Consider the following 21,691-nt stretch of genomic DNA (forward strand, 5'->3'; position numbering starts at 1 on the left):
AGAGTAGACCTCTCAAAACTAAACAAAGTTTCGACGCTAACAAATGTACAAGGTTTTCCGTATTATTCCTTAGAAAGGAGGTGATCCAGCCGCAGGTTCTCCTACGGCTACCTTGTTACGACTTCACCCTAATCATCTGTCCCACCTTAGACGGCTGGCTCCAGAAGGTTACCTCACCGGCTTTGGGTGTTACAAACTCTCATGGTGTGACGGGCGGTGTGTACAAGGCCCGGGAACGTATTCACCGCGGCATGCTGATCCGCGATTACTAGCGATTCCGGCTTCATGTAGGCGAGTTGCAGCCTACAATCCGAACTGAGAATGGTTTTAAGAGATTAGCTTAACCTCGCGGTTTTGCGACTCGTTGTACCATCCATTGTAGCACGTGTGTAGCCCAGGTCATAAGGGGCATGATGATTTGACGTCGTCCCCACCTTCCTCCGGTTTGTCACCGGCAGTCTCACTAGAGTGCCCAACTAAATGCTGGCAACTAGTAATAAGGGTTGCGCTCGTTGCGGGACTTAACCCAACATCTCACGACACGAGCTGACGACAACCATGCACCACCTGTCATTCTGTCCCCGAAGGGAACGTCTTATCTCTAAGATTTTCAGAAGATGTCAAGACCTGGTAAGGTTCTTCGCGTTGCTTCGAATTAAACCACATGCTCCACCGCTTGTGCGGGCCCCCGTCAATTCCTTTGAGTTTCAATCTTGCGATCGTACTCCCCAGGCGGAGTGCTTAATGCGTTAGCTGCGGCACTGAAGGGCGGAAACCCTCCAACACCTAGCACTCATCGTTTACGGCATGGACTACCAGGGTATCTAATCCTGTTTGCTACCCATGCTTTCGAGCCTCAGCGTCAGTTACAGACCAGACAGCCGCCTTCGCCACTGGTGTTCTTCCATATATCTACGCATTTCACCGCTACACATGGAGTTCCACTGTCCTCTTCTGCACTCAAGTTTCCCAGTTTCCGATGCACTTCTTCGGTTGAGCCGAAGGCTTTCACATCAGACTTAAAAAACCGCCTGCGCTCGCTTTACGCCCAATAAATCCGGACAACGCTTGCCACCTACGTATTACCGCGGCTGCTGGCACGTAGTTAGCCGTGGCTTTCTGGTTGGATACCGTCACTACCTGATCAGTTACTATCAGATACATTCTTCTCCAACAACAGAGTTTTACGATCCGAAAACCTTCTTCACTCACGCGGCGTTGCTCCATCAGACTTTCGTCCATTGTGGAAGATTCCCTACTGCTGCCTCCCGTAGGAGTCTGGGCCGTGTCTCAGTCCCAGTGTGGCCGATTACCCTCTCAGGTCGGCTATGCATCACAGTCTTGGTGGGCCTTTACCTCACCAACTAACTAATGCACCGCGGGTCCATCCTAAAGTGATAGCCGAAACCATCTTTCAACCTTGCACCATGCGGTGCTAGGTTTTATGCGGTATTAGCATCTGTTTCCAAATGTTATCCCCCACTTTAGGGCAGGTTACCCACGTGTTACTCACCCGTCCGCCACTCACTCAAATGAGCTTCAATCAGAAGCAAGCTTCTTCAATCAGTTCCAGAGTGCGTTCGACTTGCATGTATTAGGCACGCCGCCAGCGTTCGTCCTGAGCCAGGATCAAACTCTCAATTAAAAGTTTGTAGCTCTTGTTTTTGTTACTTAATTTATTTGCTAGCGAATTGACTTCGCAAATATGTTGTGCCCCGAAGGGCGACCCTACACATTTGATTTGTCGAAACTTTGTTCAGTTTTCAAAGATCTACTGTTGTTGAAACAGCTAGATTAGTATATCATGTTTCCAAAATGCTTGTCAATCCTTTTTTTAAATATTTTTTGAATAAATATTCAACTTATGGATTGCTTATACATTTTTAAAATTGATAACCGTTTGTCTCGCTGACAACATAGACTACTATACCAACATTAGCTTAGACCGTCAAGCAATTATTCATATTTTTTTTAATTAATCTTAAAATAATTTAAAACGCGGACAATATTGAATAGATATACATCAATCGTCCGAATTAATTTAAATGCGGAACACTGGTCACCTCTAATTTATCCAATAATGCCGTGAACTCACTGGGGGTCTTGAATTGGAAACCCGCTTCACTAATTAAAGCCAATTGTTCGGTATAAAATTCAGGCGTATGTTCACTCCATTGGAAAACAAAAAAGGAAACATTCTCAGAATCTAACTTAATATTGGCTAAATTCGTTAATCGCAACTGGTTAACATCAATATTCAGCTTTGCTTGCAACGCAATTAAAACCGCCGCAAGTGGTGTTTGTTGCTCATTTTTTTCAGTGGATAACATTTGAAACGTTTCTTTTGTTTGTGGTTCGACCAAAAAGACGTATTGGCCCGCTTCAGTTTTGTACATGATTGTTCCCGCTACTTTTGCACTCATCAATACTCACCCTTATCTAAATCATCTAATGCCGCTTGCGTCCAATCTGCTAATCGATCTGCGATAGGTTGAAAACCCGTTTGCACTCGCCGGTTGGTCCAATAATGTTTTTTAGCCCGTTGTACTAACAAGTTAGGCTCTGGTGCTAATGCCCGCAAAGACAAACTAACCTTATGTGTATATTCATCAACATCTAAAATAATCACTTTAATTGGTTGGCCTAGCGTAAATTGTTCTTCTAGGTTCTTTACAAAGCCATGCCCACACTCAGAAATGTGAATTAAGCCTTGTACTGTTTCGTCTAATGAAACAAAGACGCCGTAAGGTTGAATCCCAGTCACAACGCCAGTCACTTTTTGTCCAATTCGATAGTCCATACTGTCCTCCACATATTATTATCCTATCTATTTTAAGCCTTATCGATCCTAAAAGGCAAGACTTCTATGTTATCAAAAAAAGGTTATGACATAAGTCGTCGTACTCTGATATTAAACGGACATTATTTTTTGACGCGCGCCAGAACTCATCAATTTCCGTTCAAATCAAAAATGCTGGTTATCCTTAGTTTGGGATAACCAGCATTTCCAACTTGATACTCAATTAATAACCGAGTTCTGTCACAGCTAGTTACTAAATTTAATGTTTGATTGTAATGTGATTGATGACTACTGGTTCAACCGGTTTGTCTTGCATCCCTGTTTCAGTCGCGTTAATTTCATTAACGATTGCCATGCCGCTCATTACTTGACCAAAAACAGTATGTTTAAAGTCTAACCAAGGTGTACCACCCTTTTGATAAGCCGTGATGACTTCTTCAGGATAGCCAGCACCTGATAATTGTGACAACATGTTTTGGTTAATATGTTCATTAGTCACGATGAAGAATTGGCTACCATTCGTGTTAGGACCGGCATTAGCCATTGATAATGCCCCGTTCAAATTGAATACTTCTGGGTTGAATTCATCAGCAAATGCTTGACCCCAGAGACTTTCGCCACCCATCCCAGTCCCAGTTGGATCACCACCTTGAATCATGAAATCATTGATGACCCGATGAAAAACAATCCCGTCATAATAATCTTTTTCAGCTAAACCGATAAAGTTTTCAACGGTTTTAGGGGCTTGTTCTGGGAATAATGCGACTGTAAATTCACCGTGGTTAGTATCAAAAGTTGCCGTTGGACCTGCATAGTTTTCTAAATCTAATTGTGGATATGCCATATTAATCTACCTCCAAGTTTTTAATTCAATTTATATCATAGCGAATTGTGCCTTAAATTACTATTAATATTTATTGCTTTTATTGTGCTTTCCTAATTTCTTTTTAGTATACTAGCTTAGGAAGTCTACTATATAAGAGTAAGGAAGTTATAATATGCTCGATTCAAACCATTTATTTGATATCACCATTATTGGTGGCGGCCCCGTTGGCATCTTTGCCGCCTATTACGCCGGCATGCGTAAAGCCGATGTCCAAATTATTGAAAGTCTCCCAGAATTGGGGGGGCAAGTCGCAACCCTGTATCCGGAAAAACAAATTTTCGACGTCGCTGGTTTCACCGGCATCACCGGTGCCCAACTGACCGCTAATTTAATCGAGCAATTAAACCTGTTCAAACCCACAATTCAACTATCAACTGCCGTCAAAAATATTCAGCCCCAAGCTGATGGCACTTTTATCCTTGAAACCACTAACGGCAAGACGCACACTCGCGGTGTGATTGTCGCCATCGGTAACGGCGCCTTCACTCCACGCAAACTGGCAGTCGACTATAACCCTAATTGGGATAATCATTATGTCCACTATTTCGCCAAACAGATGGACCAATTCAAAGACCAAGTCGTTGCCGTTGCTGGTGGTGGTGATTCCGCGATTGAATGGGCCTTAATGCTCGAAAAAGTCGCAAAGCAAGTCTATTTAGTCCATCGACGTGATCAGTTTCGCGGTTTAGAAAGCAGTGTCGACGCCCTCAAAACCTCATCAATTAAGATTAAAACCCCATTTTTAATTGATGCTTTAACCGAAACTGAGCAACAATTAACGTTAAATCTTAAAAAGATGAAATCAACTGACCAAGAAACCTTGACCGTTGATAAGCTACTCGTCAACTACGGCTTCATCTCCGACACTAAAATTCTACGTGATTGGAACTTAACCTTGGACCACCATCAAGTCAGCGTTAACCAACAGATGGCGACTAACATCCCGAACATCTATGCAATTGGCGACATTGTCACTTATCCTGGTAAAGTTAAACTAATCGCCAGCGGTTTTGGTGAAGCCCCAATTGCAGTCACCGAATTATTAACCAGTCTGTTCCCTGAAAAGCGTCAACCGTTGCACAGTACGTCAATCATGTAATTTAAACAAGCTGTGACAGAAATTGATGTCTTCTGGTGCGCGTCAAAGAAGTACACGCTTTTCTGAAACGTGCTTTTGAACTAGCCTCTTCCGTCTAGCTACGATTAGCAAACTATGCCCAAAATCCGGTCATAATTCACTAATCTAGGCTATACTCAGAAGCTGACCAGTTCAGTCAACACTCTTTTCTGAAACGTGCTTTTTAGTCGCAATAATCTCCGCTTAACCTAAAATCCCCCAGTTATCTTAAAATCAAGATAATTGGGGGATTTTCTGTTAATGCTCGGTTGCTACCCGCAACTCAACGCACTTATTTAAGAATTCACTTTTCTTTTATTCAGTTGCCCTTTAACGGCCGTGACAACCATCGGAATCAATGACACTGCGATAATCCCGAGCACGACTAATGAAAAATGTTCCTTAACGACTGCGATATTACCAAAGAAGTAACCCGCGCCGCAACAGAGCACTACCCAGAGCACACTACCCATTACATCGTAACGGAAGAACCGTTTAAATGGCATTTGACTCCCACCAGCCACAAACGGGACAAACGTTCTGATAATCGGCATAAACCGACCAATCGTAATCGTCTTGCCACCGTATTTGTCGAAGAAGACCTGGGCCTCTGCAATTTTCTCAGTGTTGATAAATTTACCAAAGAACCGATTTTTCGTAGCGGCCAGTCCTAAACGTTGACCGATTTGTTCATTTAATGAATCGCCCGCAATCGCCGCAATTAAGAATAACGCGGCAAACAACCAAATATTCAAATCATTATCGGTCCGCGCCGCTAATGCTGCTGCGGCAAATAATAATGAATCGCCCGGTAGAAACGGCAAAATGACCGCCCCGGTTTCAATGAAGATAATGGCAAACAAAATGACATATGTCCAATTGCCAAATTGGTTGACGATATTGACCAGATGCGCATCAATATGTAAAACAAAATCAATTAACTGCGTCATGTTGACACTCCTATACTCTTTTTCATTTAACACTAACTTCTCTAGCATACCGAATCGGCCAGCCAAAGCAATCTTTTTTAGGCTTTCTTAATAAAAAAGTTGGTTTAACGCAACGACCGTTTGCCCCGCCATAATAACCAGCCAAAGCTACCTTCAATCAGGATAAAAAACAGCCCAAAACAGATGGCAAAATAGCTCGCGGGTAACACGAGGATGATCGGGTCGACCGCCGGATCAAACTGCCAATCCAAATTACGGAATAGCAATTGATGAAAGGCAATAAAAAAGCGTTCAAAATTCATACTCGCGATAAAGCCGAGTACGAGTGGTAACACTAACGCGATTTGCATCGGTGCGATGTATTGCCATAATTTTGCCTGTTGTTGTCGCCGTCGCCATTGCCAAATCGCCGGTCCAATCGTCACAAGCCAGACAACTTCCGCCAATAAAAAGAGCCGTTTCACCTCAACAAAATGTTGGTAACCGTTGGCTGACATCGGAAAATCAGGTAGTCGCAACTGACCACCCGGTAATAATAGATAACGCATTAATTGATTAAAATTCTTGAGCAATTGCGGTTGACTAAGCTGTTGATTGGCCGCTAAATGACCACTACTACTGACTAGTGGATAAATCAGCCAACTCAATAAACACGTCAAGACGACCGCCCCGCTCAGTAACGCTAACCAAGTCACGAGCCAACCGCTCACTGAAACAACGCGCCGTTTTAAGCTTGCCATTCAGCTAGACTATTAATAATGTGCGTCGGTTGGGCTGCTTCTTTAGCCACGTCGGCTGGTGTTGAAACCCCCGTGTAAACCAATAAAGTGGCCATCCCAGAATTAATGCCGGCTTTAATATCCGTATTATAGTTATCCCCGACCATCACGACTTGTTCTTTGGTTAAGCCGAACTGTTCTAACGCCATATCCATAATAATCGTTTCGGGTTTACCAATGTATAAGGCTGAACGTTGTGTCGAACGTTCCACTAAGGCAATCACTGAACCCGCGCCTGGCACTAAACCGCGTTCGTTCGGTAAATTGGTATCAGCATTGGTCCCGATGAAAAGTGCGCCGCGTTTAATCGCCAGTGTCGCTAATTCAAACTTATGGTAGGTCACGTCATAGTCTAAGCCAACAATCACATAGTCAGGATCGTATTCATTGGTTCTAAACCCAGCATCTAAAATCGCTTGTTTCAACCCAATTTCACCAATCACATACGCTGTTTTGCCGTTAGCTTGACCGCCGTTTAAGTTCAATAAATAGCGGGCAGTCGCTAACGATGGTGTGTAAACTTGGTCAGCGGTTGCGTGAATATCGTGGTTGTCTGCCAAATTTTGAACGACTGCTTCTGGTGACTTAGTCGTGTTATTGGTTAAGAACATGAAATCTAAATGCTTCGCCTGCAATTGTTCAATAAAGGCCTTCGCTTCTGGAATCCGTTCTTTGCCACGGTACATCGTGCCATCTAAATCAATTAAATAACCTGCATATTTATTATCTGTCATCTGTTTTTAAACGCTCCAATTTACTTTTTAGTGTCACTTTCTAGTGGTCGAATCTTAAAATGGCGCTTATTAACGGATTTTTTATTCGTGGTGACGGCCTTTTTAGGTTCTTCTTTAACCACCTTTTGGCTGTCAACGACTTGGCGTTCCGTGAAAGCTGGTTTCTGTTGACGCCGCCGCTTTTGTGAATTCCGTTGGCGGTTGTTGTGGCGCCGGTTTTCATTTTTAATGATTGGTTTACCTTGGCGTTCAATGACGAAGTAGGGACAGCCAAAATTACAATATTCATAAAGATAGTCTTCCAACGTATCAATCAATTGATCTTTATTAGCCCGCCGGTTTGTTGTCTTATAGAATCCGCGTAACCGGAGTTGTTCAAAACCCCAATCAGCCACAATATAATCATATTTGGCTAACACATCGTTATAGCGTTCATTTAATTTATCTGGTTGGTAACCGTCGCGGTAATCAACCACCACTTCATAGGCACATTTATCAATTTCTAACGTCGTTTCACTTTTAACCACGACATGTTGTGGGACTTCTGGTTGTTTTTCGACTGGCGCACTTTCCGTTTCCTTGGCCAACGCTTGTGTGACTTTTTTAGTCAATTTAGGATTTGGTTTGGTTTCTGTCACCTTGGTCCTCCTTTTCCCGTTGTACGGGGTATTCTTGTGCTAAATAATGAGCAACTGCGTTTCTTAAAAAATCAGGAAAGACAAATTCAGTTTCGCCGACAATCTCAATCGTCGGGAAAAACGGAATGAATAAATAGTGATCGACCGTTGCAAACGTGTACGTCTGATCGGGTTGCACTTCTTGACCGTGCCAAAAGACCCGGCGTAAATTCAGATCAACTGCAATCCCGTCATAAACAACGTCTCCAAATATTTTACCACGAAAACTCATCCCTTTAATCGGAAACTTACGTAAAAACAACCGATTCTTTTCCATTTCGAGCACCATTCGCCATAAATCATAACCTTTGAGCGTGACTTTAATCAGGTGCATCGGATGGGGCAACTGCGTTTGGACGTCATCTTTGGTGATGACGCCCGCCGGCAAATCCGTTAAAAATAACCCGGTGTTTAAGATGGCCGCATCCGTCTCGGTCGCTGTTTCCAACGCTTTAAGTCCAGTCGTCATCATCGGCGATTCCCCGACCGCTTTGATCGGTAAAATTTCTGGTAAATCAGCCACTGTCTGGGCCTTCAGCAACGCATGGCCCCGCGTCAGATAACCTTCGATTTCAGCTTTATCAGTCTTTTCAACTGGTAAATCCGCGGTTAAAACGGTGCGGGCCACTTGGTCGATAATCCGATGGTCTTCTAGCGTCAACGTAATGTCGCCGATGTAATGGCCGTACTTTTCAGCCGCAGTTAACAAAGTCTGATTGACCACCAAGCCGTCTTTCAATAGATGATGGGTGTGTGCGCCACAAATGACGTCGATTTCTGGAAACTGTTGGGCTAACCAATTATCCGTCGTAATCCCTAAATGCGACAATAAAATCAAGATATCATATTGGCCTTCTAAAGTCGCCAATAACTTGGGCATTTCTTCACTAATCGTCACGGGATCCCAACCGTTCGGCCGATACGTTAAGAAAAACGGTGCGGTCAGCCCAATCACGGCCACTCGCGTCCCAGCTTCCGTCGTCATAATTTGATATGGTTGCGCAAATTCAGCTAATTGTTCATCGGATTGTTCGAATAAATTAGCCAACAAGACTGGAAAGTTTGCGTGATCATACAGATGTTCTAAATCAGCATGACTGTTGCCAATGCCTTCGTTATTACCGATGGTGACCCCATCGTAACCAATCTGATTCAACAATTCGGTATTGATTTGACCATTAGTCGCTTCCGTTAAAGGATGACTGCGATCCATCGCATCCCCAATATCAAACGTATAGACAGTCTCGTTTTGTTGACGATAGGTTTGTTGCTTTTCTAATAGGAAACGGCGCATTCTCGGCCAGTTTTCAAAATGTGAATGTAAATCATTCGTGTGTAGAATATGAATTGTTTCCATCTGATTACCCTCTTAGTGTTTAACGCTGCTCGTCTTGTGCTAATACCGCTTGTTTCCGTTCAAAAATCAATTCAATCTCAGCAACTGATAACGGCGTCCCAAAAGCGGGTGACTTCGGTAATAGATCCCGTTCAGGCGCATCTAACCCGACATTAATATTTTCCGCAATTGGTAACATCGAATGATGAATGTGACCGTGTAAATTAAATGTTTGCTTAACACGCCCTAATAATAACGGATAATGCGTTAAAAAATACTGATGATGATTGACCTTTATTAACGCTCCCACTGATTCAAACTGGTAATGCCATCGACCATCCGGTAACGGTTGATTATGTTGCGCTAAATATTTCAGAAATGCCCGATTATCATGGTTACCTTTAATCATAATCAATTGTCCGTTAAGTTGCGTCAACAATTGATTGACCTGCGCAAACGCTGTCGGTTTGTTCGGCACAAATGCAATATCTCCCAATAAATAAACCCGATCAGTCGCTTGCACCCGCTGATTCCAATTCGTAATGATAGTCTGATTCATTTGATCAACTGACGTAAACAGGCGTGGTGCAAAATCATTATCGCCTAATAACGCTTCGTGAAAAAAATGCGTATCCGCCGTGAAATAAAGCACCAGACATACCCCCTAGCCAATATGGTTTGCTTTTAATATCTCATTAAACGCCTGTTGAATCAATCCGTCCGTCTTAAGCCATTCTTCCCACCGATCAAAATCAACGGTCGGCATCGTGTAAGTGTCATTAATATACCGTTCATAAGTCTGAACCGCATTTGAATGAGGAATATTCAATTGTAGAATGCGAACTTCTTTAATCAAACCCCGATTAGCAGCCAATTCGCCCCGACCATTCATGAAAATATTAGCCAATTCATAATACGTTGACCCATCTATCCGTGTGATTTCTTCGATGATGTCAAATACCTGGTACTTCTCCGCCATATCATTACTTCCTATTCTTATCCGTCTTAAACTATGTTTATTTTACCAATATGTACACAAAAAAACCACTATCCGTAGACAGTGGTTGGCATAAGAGAGAAAGAGAATTGATAAAAAGGTAATTGCATAAGTACCTTACGAACATAATATACCGCTTAATGTAAGCGTTGTCAAATATATTTTCAATTTTTTACCTTTCACTTAAATTAATCTCCTCATCTGGGCTTTTTTTCAGAATAATGGTATCTTATTAACTAGCTTTAAAATGTTAGGAGGTTGCTGATTTGCTTAAAAATAATCAGCATCGTTGGCTATTAGCCTTCTGTTTCACTTGTTTTTTCTTATTATCAGGTTTTACCGTCATCGGCCATCGTGGCGATCCCATCAATGCGCCCGAAGAAACGTTTCAGAGTATTGACATGGCCTTTTCGCAAGGTGCTAATTACGTCGAACTCGACTTACATGAATCCCAAGATGGTGTCTTAGTTATCTCTCATGACCGCAATTTACAACGGGTAACCGGCGTTGATACGATTGTTTCGCAAAATACATTCACCAAACTCAGCACGCTTAAAATGAGTAACGGCGAATCTGTCCATAGTGTCGGACAACTTTTTGAACATTATCAAAATAATCCGAATGCTAAATTCTTAATTGAAACTAAAAAAACTAAAAAAGGCAATCCGAAAAATATGGAAGCCGAATTGGTTAGATTGATTCAACAATATCATATGCAAGACCGAATTATGGTTCATTCTTTCTCAATTAAGAGTCTGATGAACATGCAAAAATTAATGCCGCAGATTCCGCGTATTTTTATCGTCGGCAGTCTTAAACGAATTTCATTTGAAAGTTTTAAATACGCCGACGGTATTAATATCTCATCTGAATTAGTCACCCCCACCATCATTAAACAACTCCACTATCTTCATCAAAAAGTTTATGTTTGGAATGAAATGGCCGAAAATCAAACGACTTGGAATTGGTTGGTCAATCTAAACGTTGATGGGGTCGTCACCAATTATCCTGCGCTTGGCCGCCATTACCAAGCCGCCCAGGATCAAGCCGATATTAAAAATCTCGATACAACGGGGCAAGTTAATAGTTTAACGAGTCTCCCGACCATCGAAAACCCTTACGAATTAACCACCGCTAAAAACCCGGCGAAAGCGGGGCATACCTATCAAATCACCCAAACCATTACGATTGACGATCAAACTTACTATCGGATTGGTACCAATCGTTTCGTTTTAAGTGATACAATTAACGTTGGACAAACTGCACAAGCAGCAGCACTTTTAGTGGGTAAATCAATTCAAGTTAAAAATCAACCCCTAAGCATTCCAACTTGGAATAGCCCGATTCATCCCACTCAAATGACCGGCCATTTAATCGCCAACAGTCACCATCAAATTCTGGCAGTCCGCTACGTCGGCAACCGTGTTTGGTTTAAGGTTAAAGACGGCTGGATTAAGAGCCAACAAACGCAAATTAATTTAGCGCCCAGTACTGATCAAAGCCAACTTGTTTGGTATTTCTATCGACAACTGCCCGCACAATTACGGCAAACAAACTTAACCATCCTGCCGACACCCCTGACCTTTTTAAACCCGGTTAAATCAGATCTGACTCCCAAACCGTTGCTTCAATTTGCAACCGCTTGGTCAAATCCTACTATTAAATCCTAACGGAGGCTCTCCCTATGACAATTGATCACGATCAACTGATTCGCTCTGTCCAAAAGACACTTCCTAAAGAAGACACGTTGGATCACATCTCAACCCTTTTCAAAATACTTGGTGATAAAACCCGCGCGAAAATTCTCTACGCACTATTTCAATCAGAATTACGGGTCTACGATATCGTCAACGTATTAGAAATGTCGCAATCCTCTATTTCTCACCAGTTACGCGTCTTAAAACAAGCGAAATTAGTTAAAAGTCGTAAAGAGGGTAAAGAAGTCTACTATTCTTTAGCGGATAATCACGTGATCAATATCTTCTCGCAAGTCATCGCCCACGTTAATGAACATTAAGCGTCAAAAAGCACCCAGCGTAAGCCTCTCAAAGGCTTGCGCTGGGTGCTTTTCTTTTGGTGGCAATCAACGTTATAATTAATCGACATTAGTCTTGCATTCTAAGCATTTTGGTGTTATCTTTTAGGTAACGTATGAATATATGCTCATATGTCCATTTAAAACATTCATCCGAATTAACGGTTGTCTTAAACCAATAAGGAGGTTTCTATTATGAAACAAGTTCAATTAACGGGCATCGATTGCGCAGCCTGTGCCATTAAGATCGAAAGTAACGTCAAACGATTGCCTAACGTTAAAAGTTGTTCAGTCAACTTCGCCACCCAGAAATTAAATTATGAATTAACCGGTAAGCAAGCGGCAACCACTTTTGAAACCGAGCTAGCGGACTTACTCAAAAAAACGGAACCCGATGTGACGGTCCAATCGGCTAATCAACCCGAACCGACACCTCAAAAATGGTCGTTTAATACTAATTTAATCCGAATAATCGCTAGTGCACTGCTCCTTGGTCTTTCTTATCTGCCAGCAGTCCACACAACTGGACAGGTTTTATTGCTACTAAGCGCCTTTTTAATCATCGGCTACGATATTATCTGGAAAGCCATTTTTAATATTTTCCACGGCCAATGGTTCGATGAAAACTTTTTAATGTCAGTTGCAACCATCGGGGCCTTCGGAATTGGTCAATACGCTGAAGCGGTCGGCGTCATGCTTTTCTATCAAGTTGGTGAATATTTCCAAACGTTGGCGATTAACCATTCGCGTCAATCAATCGCTAGCCTAGTAGCCATCAAACCGGCCTTTGCCAATCAAAAAACAACCACCGGTCTACAACGCGTCGCCCCAGAATCCGTTCAAGTTGGGGACACAATCGTGGTCAAACCCGGTGAAAAGGTGCCCTTAGACGGGATTGTCATTGATGGCACTAGCTTCGTCAATACAGCCGCGATTACTGGCGAATCAGTGCCACGCGCTTTCAAAGCCGGCGATGACATCTTAAGCGGTGGCATTAATCAGTCTGGTTTACTCAGTATCGAGGTCACTAAACCTTACGCGGATTCAACCGTCGCTAAAATCTTAGATCTCGTTGAAAATGCTAGCAGTCAAAAAGCGCCTACCGAAAACTTCATTACGCGGTTTGCTAAAGTTTATACGCCAATTGTCGTCGGTTTCGCACTCCTACTTGCCATTGTCCCACCCCTATTTTTCGGTGGGGTTTTCGCTGATTGGTTATACCGCGCACTCATTTTCTTAGTTATCTCGTGTCCTTGTGCATTAGTGATTTCAATCCCGTTAGGTTTCTTCGCCGGGATTGGCACGGCTTCTAAAAATGGGATTCTGGTCAAAGGCAGTAACTACCTTGAAGCCTTAAACGACGTTCAAACCGTCGTCTTTGATAAAACCGGCACGTTAACAAAGGGGACGTTTACGGTCACCGCAATCCATCCGATTGGCGTGACTAGCGATCATTTATTGCATTTAGCAGCCTTGGTCGAACAAAATTCGAACCATCCGATTGCCCAATCAATCCTGGCGGCTAATCAGTCCCCACTGACAGAATCAATCAGTGCGGTTCGCGAAATTGCCGGCCACGGAGTTCAAGGTCAACTTGACGACCAATTATTACAAGCCGGTAAAGCCAGTTGGTTAACTGAAAGTGGTTTAACACCACTTGAACCAGCTGAGGTTGGCACGAGTATCCATTTAGCCTACGCCGGACAATACTTAGGTTACTTAGTGATCGCCGACACGCTGAAACCCGATGCCAAAACTGCGATTCAACAATTAAAAACAGCTGGCATTCGCCAAACCATCATGTTGACCGGTGACAACCAGGTCGTTGCAACGACGGTCAGCCAACAACTAGGGATTGATCACGTCGAAAGTGAACTGCTCCCACAAGATAAGGTTGCTACCGTCGCTGCGCTCACCGACGACCGCGCCACCAACGGCAAAATTGCCTTCGTTGGCGATGGGATTAACGACACACCAGTACTAGCCCGCGCCGATGTTGGGGTCGCAATGGGCGGTTTAGGTTCAGACGCCGCAATCGAAGCCGCCGATATTGTTTTAATGTCGGATGAACCAACTAAACTCGCCACCGCGATTTCAATCGCCCGTTTTACCCGTAAAATCGTTTGGCAAAACATTATCTTCGCCCTTGCCGTCAAAGGACTCTTCCTATTATTAGGTGCCTTGGGGATTGCAACGATGTGGGAAGCCGTTTTTGCCGATGTCGGTGTGACATTAATTGCGATTTTAAACGCCCTCCGAATTATGAAAAAATAAGTAAAAAAAGCCTATTAAATTAGGCTTTTTTCATACTTATTTTCATTTCAAAGGACTGTTTATATTCGGTTTGATATGCTAAAATTAAGGTAGTTTCATTTTATATTAACCAAACCATGGTTAAATTCTATCAAAGAAAGCTGGGACTCCAATGACATTGAATTGGCAACAAGAAGCAGCTAAGTATAAAGACCAAATGCTAGCTGACCTAACCACTTTATTAAAGATTGATAGTGCGCGCGACGTTGAACATAAAACTGACGATGCACCACTAGGCCCTGGACCACGTGATGCCCTATTACAAATACTTGCAATCGCAGATCGTGATGGTTTTACCACTAAGAATATTGAAAATGTTGCTGGCCGCATTGAAGCTGGTCATGGCGACGAAATCTTCGGTATTTTAGGCCACATGGATGTTGTTCCTGCCGGTGAAGGCTGGGAAACAAACCCATTTGAACCCGTGATTAAAGATGGTAAAATTTACGCCCGCGGATCATCAGATGACAAAGGCCCTTCAATTGCAGCTTACTATGCCCTTAAATTATTAAAAGACAACAATATCGAATTAAATAAAACCGTCCATTTCATTATTGGGACTGATGAAGAAAGCGAATGGGTTGGTATCGACCGTTATCTAGAAGTTGAACCAAAACCTGATTTCGCAATTTCTCCAGACGCTAACTTCCCAATCATCAATGGCGAAAAAGGAATTGTGTCATATATTGCAACCTTCAATCCAGTTGCTGGTGCGGATGGCGACATCACATTAATCAGTTTCAAATCTGGTTTACGCGCTAACATGGTACCTCAAACAGCTCAAGCAGTTGTTGCTGGAACATTACCTGCCGACTTCGAAGCACAATTTGACGCTTACTTGGCAGAACACAAGCTCCAAGGTTCAATCACTGCTGAAGGTGCCAATACTAAGATTAACTTAATCGGTAAAGGCTCACACGCCCAAGAACCAAAAGCTGGCGTGAATGCGGCTACTTATCTAGCAACTTTCTTAGCTGACTTTGCATTCGACACGCAAGGTGGCAACTATGTTGGCACCATCGCCCGCTTAATGCACAAAGATTCACGTGGTCACTTGTTGAACGTCAACTACACTGATGATTTAATGGGCGATTTAACCATTTGCCCCGCTGTTTTCGATTATACACAAGGTGGTGTTTCAACCGTTCTATTGAACGTTCGTTATCCACAAGGTGTGACTGCTGAAAGTACTTGCGAATCATTGGCAACATCATTAGCCAACCTTGCTACCGTTACAATTGACGGTCATGCTGAAGAACCTCATTACGTGGCTGGCGATGATCCATTGGTCAAAACTTTACTCCAAGTCTTTGAAGATCAAACGGGTCTTAAAGGTCATGAACAAGTAATCGGTGGCGGCACATACGGTCGGATTCTTGAACGCGGGGTTGCCTTTGGTGCCCTTCCTGAAGAACGTGAAAACGTGATGCACCAAGCTAACGAATACATGTACATCGAAGATATCATGAACGCAATTGCCATCTATGCAGATGCATTCTACCGTTTAACACGTTAATTTAACTTTAAAAAATAAGCGGTGTTGATTTCCTAATCTTAGGAAGTCAGCACCGCTTTTTATTTGCACCTTAATCTTGCACAACGTCGACTAATTTAAAAGTCGATTGCCCGTCTTTGACGATTGCGTATAAAATTTGGCGTTTCGTATCATCGAAATAACCCAAATTAACGGCAGTGTCTCCGTCGATTTCTTCAATTCCTTCAAAATGGTCCCGCACGACGGATTTCACCAATTCCATATTCGTCATATGTTTTTGAATTTTTTGGACCGCAACCGCTAACGTATACCCTTCATCCAAAAAATGTTTAATTAGAATTGCTTTAATCGTTGCGTGCGCATCGTATTCACGCGCCTTTTGATTAGCCGTTTCGCGTGATTGTAAATAACCTTTTTGTTCCCAATAGCGCAATTGGCGGGGCGTCACCTTTGCCATCTTACAAACTTCGCTAATCCCAAATATCAATTGTTCGGTACTTATTAATTTGAGAAAGAAATCTTTTTGCACATCACCAGCTCCGTTCTTACTTCTAAACACATTATATGAAACTGATTACTTTTGTCAAGTCTTATGACATTCTTGTCAACTTACTTGACAATGTTTTCTGAAAAGTCTAAACTTTAAAATCGAATCACTAAACGTAAAGGAGATTTTTATCTTGGCTAATTCGCAACCATTAGACATCCACGGTAAACCGTATAATCGGACCGTCCTAGTCTTAGTCTTATTAATTGGGACTTTCTGTACAGTCCTTAATCAAACTATTTTATCCACCGCTTTTCCCACTTTAATGAAAGCTTTCGATGTTTCGACGTCTTCCGTTCAGTGGTTAACAACCGGGTTCTTACTGGTCAACGGGATTATGATTCCGATCAGCGCTTGGTTAATCAACCGTTTCAATTCTAAAATTCTCTACATGTCAGCCATGAGTGTGTTCTTATTAGGGACCATCATCTGCTACATCGCACCAACGAGTTCATTTGCGGTCCTCTTAATCGGCCGTTTAATCCAAGCTGCTGGTGTCGGGATTTCGATGCCAATCTTGCAAACGATTATGTTAACGATTTTCCCACCCGAAAAACGGGGCACTGCCATGGGGATGTCCGGGATTGTCATCGGACTAGCACCCGCCCTAGGACCCACCCTCTCTGGTTGGATCATCGATTCTTACAACTGGCGCGTGCTATTCGGGATGATTATTCCAATCGTCATCTTGGTCTTAATCCTTGCTAGTTTCCAAATGAAGAGTGTCATCGAATTATCTAAACCTAAGATTGATATGTTATCGATTATTCTTTCGACCATCGGATTCGGGAGTTTACTCTACGGATTCTCAGCAGTCGGCGATAAAGGTTGGGGTGATCCGCTCGTCTTGGCCACTTTAGCCATCGGGGTTATCGTAATTGGCTTATTCATTTGGCGTCAATTAACCATGACCAATCCGTTCTTAGAACTGCGGGTATTCAAATCACCCGTCTTCACGATTGCAACCATCTTAAGTGGTGTCACCAATATGGCGATGGTCGGCGCTGAAATGGTCTTACCTTTATACATCCAAAATATCCGGGGCGAATCGGCTTTCCATTCCGGTTTAACCTTGTTAGCCGGTTCATTAATGATGGGGATTATGATGCCCATCACCGGTCGAATTTTCGATAAATACGGGGCTAAACGTTTAGCCATGACCGGGATGTTCCTGTTAATGACCGCAACTGCACCGTTCATCTTCTTAACCGCCCAAACACCAATCATCTACATCGTCGTTTTATACGCCGTCCGGATGTTTGGGATTTCAATGGTCATGATGCCGGTTACGACTTCTGGGATGAACGCTTTACCAATGAACTTAATCAGTCACGGAACCGCCGTCAACAATACGTTCCGTCAAGTCGCAAGCTCAATTGGGACCGCCGTTTTAATCAGTGTGCTTTCAAGTGTGACGAAGAATAACGTGCCATCAAATCACATGCTTAAAACATTACCATTGGCGTTCCGCGATAAAGCGATTGATGCCACACTTTCAGGTTACCACGCGGCGTTCATCGTTGCCGTAATTTTCTGTGTCATCGGCTTCATCATCACGTTCTTCTTAACGTCTAAAAAATCAACTATTCAAGGGGGGACTCAAGCATGATTATCATCACCTTAATTCTTTGTACCCTCGGTTTATTTCTGGCTTCCGTCTTTAGTAACGGCCTTTCCCGCGGGGTTTTAATGACCGTCTTCGGTTTAGGGTTCATCGCTTCAATCTTTTTCATCGTGCAAAACGATTACAATCATTTCGGCATGAAAACCGTCACCGAAACGAAAACAACGTCGCTAGTCTCCACCGCCGACAGCCAAGGTCCTTCAATGCTCCTCTACCATCCACTTGGTAACGGCACTGAAAAAGTCTATCTTTATCGGACTGACATTCACCAAAGCCAACCGAAAACAACGCAGACGACTAAAACCACCAATACGGTCAAAGTGGTCAGCACCAGTCCTAAATTAGTCACAACAACGAAATACCGGGTCTACAAAAATAGCCAAGCAAAATTCTGGTTTGGCTTAGCTGGCAATAATCATCAATTCGTCAGCCGGCACAATCAATTCGACATTGGCCAAAACTGGTTAACACTCAGTGATGTTCAATCTAAAAAGTTAGCTAAAACACTTAAGAACCAACAAGCAAGTCTTAAAACAGCGGCGACCGCCTATGCTCAAAAAGCAGTGCTGGCCGCTATGCAACAAACACCAACCATGACGACTGCGCAACAACAAGCGGTGGCTAAAAAGGCCGCCCAACAATATCAACAACAAGTGATTGCCAAAGCAGTCGCAACGTTAAAAAACTAAGTGCGTTGAGTTGCGGGTAGCAACTGAGCATTAACAGAAGAGCCCCAGTTATCTTGAACTTAAGATAATTGGGGCTCTTAGGTTAAGCGGAAGTTGTTGCAACTCAACACACTCAGCTTTTTTCGTTATTCACCTTGATTTTCACGGTGGCGCATTGCGCGATACCGTGGATAATTTTGTTGTTGCCATAACTGTTGCGTATAGCGATACGCCGGTGCAAACGGATGATTCGACTGACCTTGCCACGGCTTGGCATGACCACAGAAATGAATTAACCCTGGGGATTGACGCGCTTCAATATAGGCTTGGGCCCCTGCCACTTCAGGATGCGGCACTTCGTTAAGCATCATATAGGTCTGGGCATTCCATTTAGGATGTACCGCCAACCAGCGATCGTGCAATACGGCATTTAACGCGTCTTGATCGTGGAATCGTAATTTTTCAGGATTTTGATTAATATAATCGATTACTTGCTGGCTAATATTAGCCGCCCGCCACTTCGCTAAATCAATCAATAACATTCCGGAATTAAAATACCGATCGCTTTGATAATCGACTTGCATCTGCGCCAAGCGATTATGGAAACCGGCATCCTCGACGGCCGCCAAATAATGGTCGCCTAACGCCGTTTGCCATAACGCACCTAAATCCGTCTGACATAAGAAGTCACAGTCCAGATACAAAATCCGGTCAATCGCCGGATCAGTGATGATTGTCGGAATTAAGATCCGATAATAAGCCGTTTTCGTAATCCGCGCACTTTCAACGGCTTGTGCCAATAATTGTTCATCAACTTGGACAAACGTCACCGGCACTTGATAACGACGCGCCACTCGTTCTAACAGTTGTCGATCAGCCATCGTCAAATGATCTTCCATCACATAAAATTGGTATTGGTGTCGTCCAGTATTGTGAGTCATAATCGAACACCACAGGGTCGCTAGATGGGGCACAAATTCAGAATTAGTCGCTGAAATTACTCGAATCGTCGGATTCATTTGAATTTTTGGCTGACTATCATCTTGATTTAATACCGCTAAATAACGACTGGTATAGGGATGACCTTTAAGCGTATTCCACGGTTTATCGTGTCCGGTAAAATGGACAATCGCCGGTTGCTGAATGGCCGCTTGATACCACTGCGCATACTGTTGATTAATCGGTTGATGGCGTTGAAATATTAACGATGTTTGGACGTTCCATCGGGGTTCAAGCATCGCAGTACTGCTGGCTAAAATCGCATTCAAGGCGTCTTGATCATGGTAGACAATCCGTTCTGGAAATTGATTAATGTAATCTAATGTCCGCTCACTGACTTGTGCATCCTCCCACCGATCAATATCAATCACCATCACGCCAGAATTAAAATACAGTGCTTGCCGCGCTTCAGTTTTAGAATACCCGAGCCTTTCCAATGTCAACGCCTGACCCGGATCAATCACCGCACCAATAATGTTGCGGTGTAGCGAACTTAGCGCTAATGGGGTCACATCAGTTTGAATGAACGTATCCGCATCTAAGTATAATACCCGGTGCCAATCCTGTTTTGCTAAAATCTTAGGGGCGACAATCCGGTAATAAGCCGTTTGATTAATATGATCACTTTCGGGGCAATTGACAAATAATTCGGCATCTACGTTGATAAACGTCAATTGGTGGCCTGCGTTTTCAACTAAAGATTGCAATTGTTGTTTAGCAACTGGCGTTAAATGATCATCAATAATGTAAAAAACAATCTGGGTCTTCGGCGCAATCGTTGTGATTGTCGAAGTTAGCATGACTCTTAAAAAAGGTACATATTCCTGATTGGCTGCTGATAAGATGGCAATTTTTGGCAATTGAATCCCCTCCTTTAATCAATATCAAAATCCGTTGTACTATCTTCAGTGTACAAAATTGCTAAAAGCAGCGACAAGTTTATTGCCTAGCCACGACGCGACGCTGAACAATTTTAAATAACCTAAGTTGCTGAATCTTTATATCAATTTTTATATGTTAAAATTAGTTAATCATTTAAGCGTAAAAGGAGTTCCTATGTCTCAAACAATTGTTTTCAATCTATTTTATATTATGATTTCAGTCCCGTTTATTCTCCGCTACATTATATTTTTTACTGAACGAGAACAACAAAAGCAGCTAAGAATCATCCCTAAACTAAAAAGACAAATCATGACGATTGACTATTTAGCCCTACTTAATAATCATGTACCAAATTACTCTCGGTTATACACCATTTCAACAATAATGCGGGTAGTCATTCTGGGATTATTCTGTCTAACGCTTGGTGCTGGTAGTGTTTACCAGTTCTCTTATCCTCCTGAAGCCAATATTTATGCAATCGTTTGTTTGTTGGCAATTGTTCTTTATACCGCATTAAACTACTTTCTTTTGACTAAAAATACCGCCGTTGCAAAAACTGAACAACTCGTCGATTTTATGAAACAACATCCTGATTATCCAGTTGTCAGCACGAAACAATATAAAGTTCGAATTTGGATTAGCTATATTAGCTGGATCCTATCAATGCTTAATTTACTAGTTTTTATTTATATCTCATTTCTATAAACATCTTATTTAGCTTAATCACTACAAAAATCAGTAATAAAAAACGACCCTGACTAAAAGGACTAGTCAAGATCGTTTTTTATTTTAGGTTAATGCTCAGAGGCTGATTATGAAAAATCACACTCTAACCGAAACGTGCATGGGCTC

Annotated in this window: 20 protein-coding genes and 1 rRNA gene; 8 read left to right on the top strand and 13 right to left on the bottom strand. The window is 42.7% G+C overall.

Annotated elements, in window-relative coordinates; genetic code table 11:
- Positions 1 to 73: 73 nt before the first annotated feature.
- The 4 genes from ACVPPQ_RS02115 to ACVPPQ_RS02130 form a co-directional block, all read right to left on the bottom strand.
- Positions 74 to 1,645, bottom strand: a 16S ribosomal RNA gene (locus ACVPPQ_RS02115).
- 391 nt (positions 1,646 to 2,036) lie between these two features.
- Complete coding sequence (locus ACVPPQ_RS02120; RefSeq protein ID WP_463495380.1) at positions 2,037 to 2,423, bottom strand: hypothetical protein; 387 nt, start codon at positions 2,421 to 2,423, stop codon at positions 2,037 to 2,039.
- Complete coding sequence (locus tag ACVPPQ_RS02125) at positions 2,423 to 2,800, bottom strand: CvfD/Ygs/GSP13 family RNA-binding post-transcriptional regulator (RefSeq protein WP_463495382.1); 378 nt, start codon at positions 2,798 to 2,800, stop codon at positions 2,423 to 2,425. Before ACVPPQ_RS02125 ends, ACVPPQ_RS02120 begins: the two co-directional genes overlap by 1 nt.
- Positions 2,801 to 3,059: 259 nt before the next feature.
- Complete coding sequence (locus tag ACVPPQ_RS02130) at positions 3,060 to 3,644, bottom strand: peptidylprolyl isomerase (RefSeq protein ID WP_463495384.1); 585 nt, start codon at positions 3,642 to 3,644, stop codon at positions 3,060 to 3,062.
- Positions 3,645 to 3,798: 154 nt separating this feature from the next.
- On the opposite strand from ACVPPQ_RS02130, the gene ACVPPQ_RS02135 reads away from it, so the two are divergent.
- Positions 3,799 to 4,785, top strand: coding sequence for an NAD(P)/FAD-dependent oxidoreductase (locus tag ACVPPQ_RS02135; RefSeq protein ID WP_106483053.1), 987 nt, complete (start codon positions 3,799 to 3,801; stop codon positions 4,783 to 4,785).
- 314 nt (positions 4,786 to 5,099) lie between these two features.
- Here ACVPPQ_RS02135 and ACVPPQ_RS02140 read toward each other — a convergent pair whose 3' ends face one another.
- The 7 genes from ACVPPQ_RS02140 to ACVPPQ_RS02170 form a co-directional block, all read right to left on the bottom strand.
- A complete protein-coding gene (locus tag ACVPPQ_RS02140; protein ID WP_106483052.1) occupies positions 5,100 to 5,753 on the bottom strand; it encodes a VTT domain-containing protein in 654 nt (217 codons plus the stop codon).
- Positions 5,754 to 5,857: 104 nt separating this feature from the next.
- Positions 5,858 to 6,493 (bottom strand): TIGR01906 family membrane protein, encoded by a 636-nt coding sequence (locus ACVPPQ_RS02145; RefSeq protein ID WP_463495386.1) that lies wholly within the window; start codon positions 6,491 to 6,493, stop codon positions 5,858 to 5,860.
- Positions 6,481 to 7,266, bottom strand: coding sequence for a TIGR01457 family HAD-type hydrolase (locus ACVPPQ_RS02150; protein ID WP_025083480.1), 786 nt, complete (start codon positions 7,264 to 7,266; stop codon positions 6,481 to 6,483). The genes ACVPPQ_RS02145 and ACVPPQ_RS02150 overlap by 13 nt, the downstream gene beginning before the upstream one ends.
- 20 nt (positions 7,267 to 7,286) lie before the next feature.
- Positions 7,287 to 7,904, bottom strand: coding sequence for a YutD family protein (locus tag ACVPPQ_RS02155; protein WP_106483049.1), 618 nt, complete (start codon positions 7,902 to 7,904; stop codon positions 7,287 to 7,289).
- Positions 7,879 to 9,300, bottom strand: a complete 1,422-nt coding sequence (locus ACVPPQ_RS02160; protein ID WP_463495388.1) for a bifunctional metallophosphatase/5'-nucleotidase — start codon at positions 9,298 to 9,300, stop codon at positions 7,879 to 7,881. Before ACVPPQ_RS02160 ends, ACVPPQ_RS02155 begins: the two co-directional genes overlap by 26 nt.
- 19 nt (positions 9,301 to 9,319) lie before the next feature.
- Complete coding sequence (locus ACVPPQ_RS02165) at positions 9,320 to 9,931, bottom strand: metallophosphoesterase (protein ID WP_463495390.1); 612 nt, start codon at positions 9,929 to 9,931, stop codon at positions 9,320 to 9,322.
- A gap of 12 nt (positions 9,932 to 9,943) precedes the next feature.
- Positions 9,944 to 10,258, bottom strand: coding sequence for a hypothetical protein (locus ACVPPQ_RS02170; protein WP_106483046.1), 315 nt, complete (start codon positions 10,256 to 10,258; stop codon positions 9,944 to 9,946).
- A gap of 284 nt (positions 10,259 to 10,542) precedes the next feature.
- Here ACVPPQ_RS02170 and ACVPPQ_RS02175 point away from each other — a divergent pair, with 284 nt between their 5' ends.
- The 4 genes from ACVPPQ_RS02175 to pepV all read left to right on the top strand — a co-directional run bounded on the left by ACVPPQ_RS02175 (position 10,543) and on the right by pepV (position 16,140).
- Positions 10,543 to 11,946, top strand: coding sequence for a glycerophosphodiester phosphodiesterase (locus tag ACVPPQ_RS02175; protein WP_463495392.1), 1,404 nt, complete (start codon positions 10,543 to 10,545; stop codon positions 11,944 to 11,946).
- 14 nt (positions 11,947 to 11,960) lie between these two features.
- Positions 11,961 to 12,293 carry an ArsR/SmtB family transcription factor gene (locus ACVPPQ_RS02180; protein WP_106483044.1) on the top strand — a complete coding sequence of 111 codons (333 nt, stop codon included), beginning with the start codon at positions 11,961 to 11,963 and terminating at the stop codon, positions 12,291 to 12,293.
- 210 nt (positions 12,294 to 12,503) lie between these two features.
- Positions 12,504 to 14,585 (top strand): heavy metal translocating P-type ATPase, encoded by a 2,082-nt coding sequence (locus tag ACVPPQ_RS02185; RefSeq protein ID WP_463496319.1) that lies wholly within the window; start codon positions 12,504 to 12,506, stop codon positions 14,583 to 14,585.
- Positions 14,586 to 14,736: 151 nt separating this feature from the next.
- Entirely contained in the window at positions 14,737 to 16,140 is a 1,404-nt protein-coding gene (gene pepV, locus ACVPPQ_RS02190; RefSeq protein WP_463495394.1) for a dipeptidase PepV, read from the top strand.
- A gap of 70 nt (positions 16,141 to 16,210) precedes the next feature.
- On the opposite strand, the gene ACVPPQ_RS02195 is transcribed toward pepV, so the two are convergent.
- Positions 16,211 to 16,648, bottom strand: coding sequence for a MerR family transcriptional regulator (locus ACVPPQ_RS02195; protein ID WP_463495396.1), 438 nt, complete (start codon positions 16,646 to 16,648; stop codon positions 16,211 to 16,213).
- A 151-nt stretch (positions 16,649 to 16,799) separates the two neighbouring features.
- Between ACVPPQ_RS02195 and ACVPPQ_RS02200 the strand changes: the two genes are divergently transcribed.
- Entirely contained in the window at positions 16,800 to 18,275 is a 1,476-nt protein-coding gene (locus ACVPPQ_RS02200) for an MDR family MFS transporter (RefSeq protein WP_463495398.1), read from the top strand.
- The gene (locus tag ACVPPQ_RS02205) at positions 18,272 to 18,979 is read left to right on the top strand and encodes a DUF4811 domain-containing protein (protein ID WP_463495400.1); all 708 of its coding nucleotides are present in this window, start codon (positions 18,272 to 18,274) and stop codon (positions 18,977 to 18,979) included. The genes ACVPPQ_RS02200 and ACVPPQ_RS02205 overlap by 4 nt, the downstream gene beginning before the upstream one ends.
- A gap of 125 nt (positions 18,980 to 19,104) precedes the next feature.
- Here the strand turns inward: ACVPPQ_RS02205 and ACVPPQ_RS02210 are convergent, their stop codons facing one another.
- Positions 19,105 to 20,817, bottom strand: a complete 1,713-nt coding sequence (locus ACVPPQ_RS02210) for a glycosyltransferase family 8 protein (protein WP_463495402.1) — start codon at positions 20,815 to 20,817, stop codon at positions 19,105 to 19,107.
- Positions 20,818 to 21,223: 406 nt separating this feature from the next.
- Here ACVPPQ_RS02210 and ACVPPQ_RS02215 point away from each other — a divergent pair, with 406 nt between their 5' ends.
- A complete protein-coding gene (locus ACVPPQ_RS02215; protein WP_463495404.1) occupies positions 21,224 to 21,544 on the top strand; it encodes a hypothetical protein in 321 nt (106 codons plus the stop codon).
- The last annotated feature ends 147 nt before the right edge of the window (positions 21,545 to 21,691 follow it).

The sequence above is a fragment of the Latilactobacillus parafuchuensis genome, from assembly GCF_055271665.1.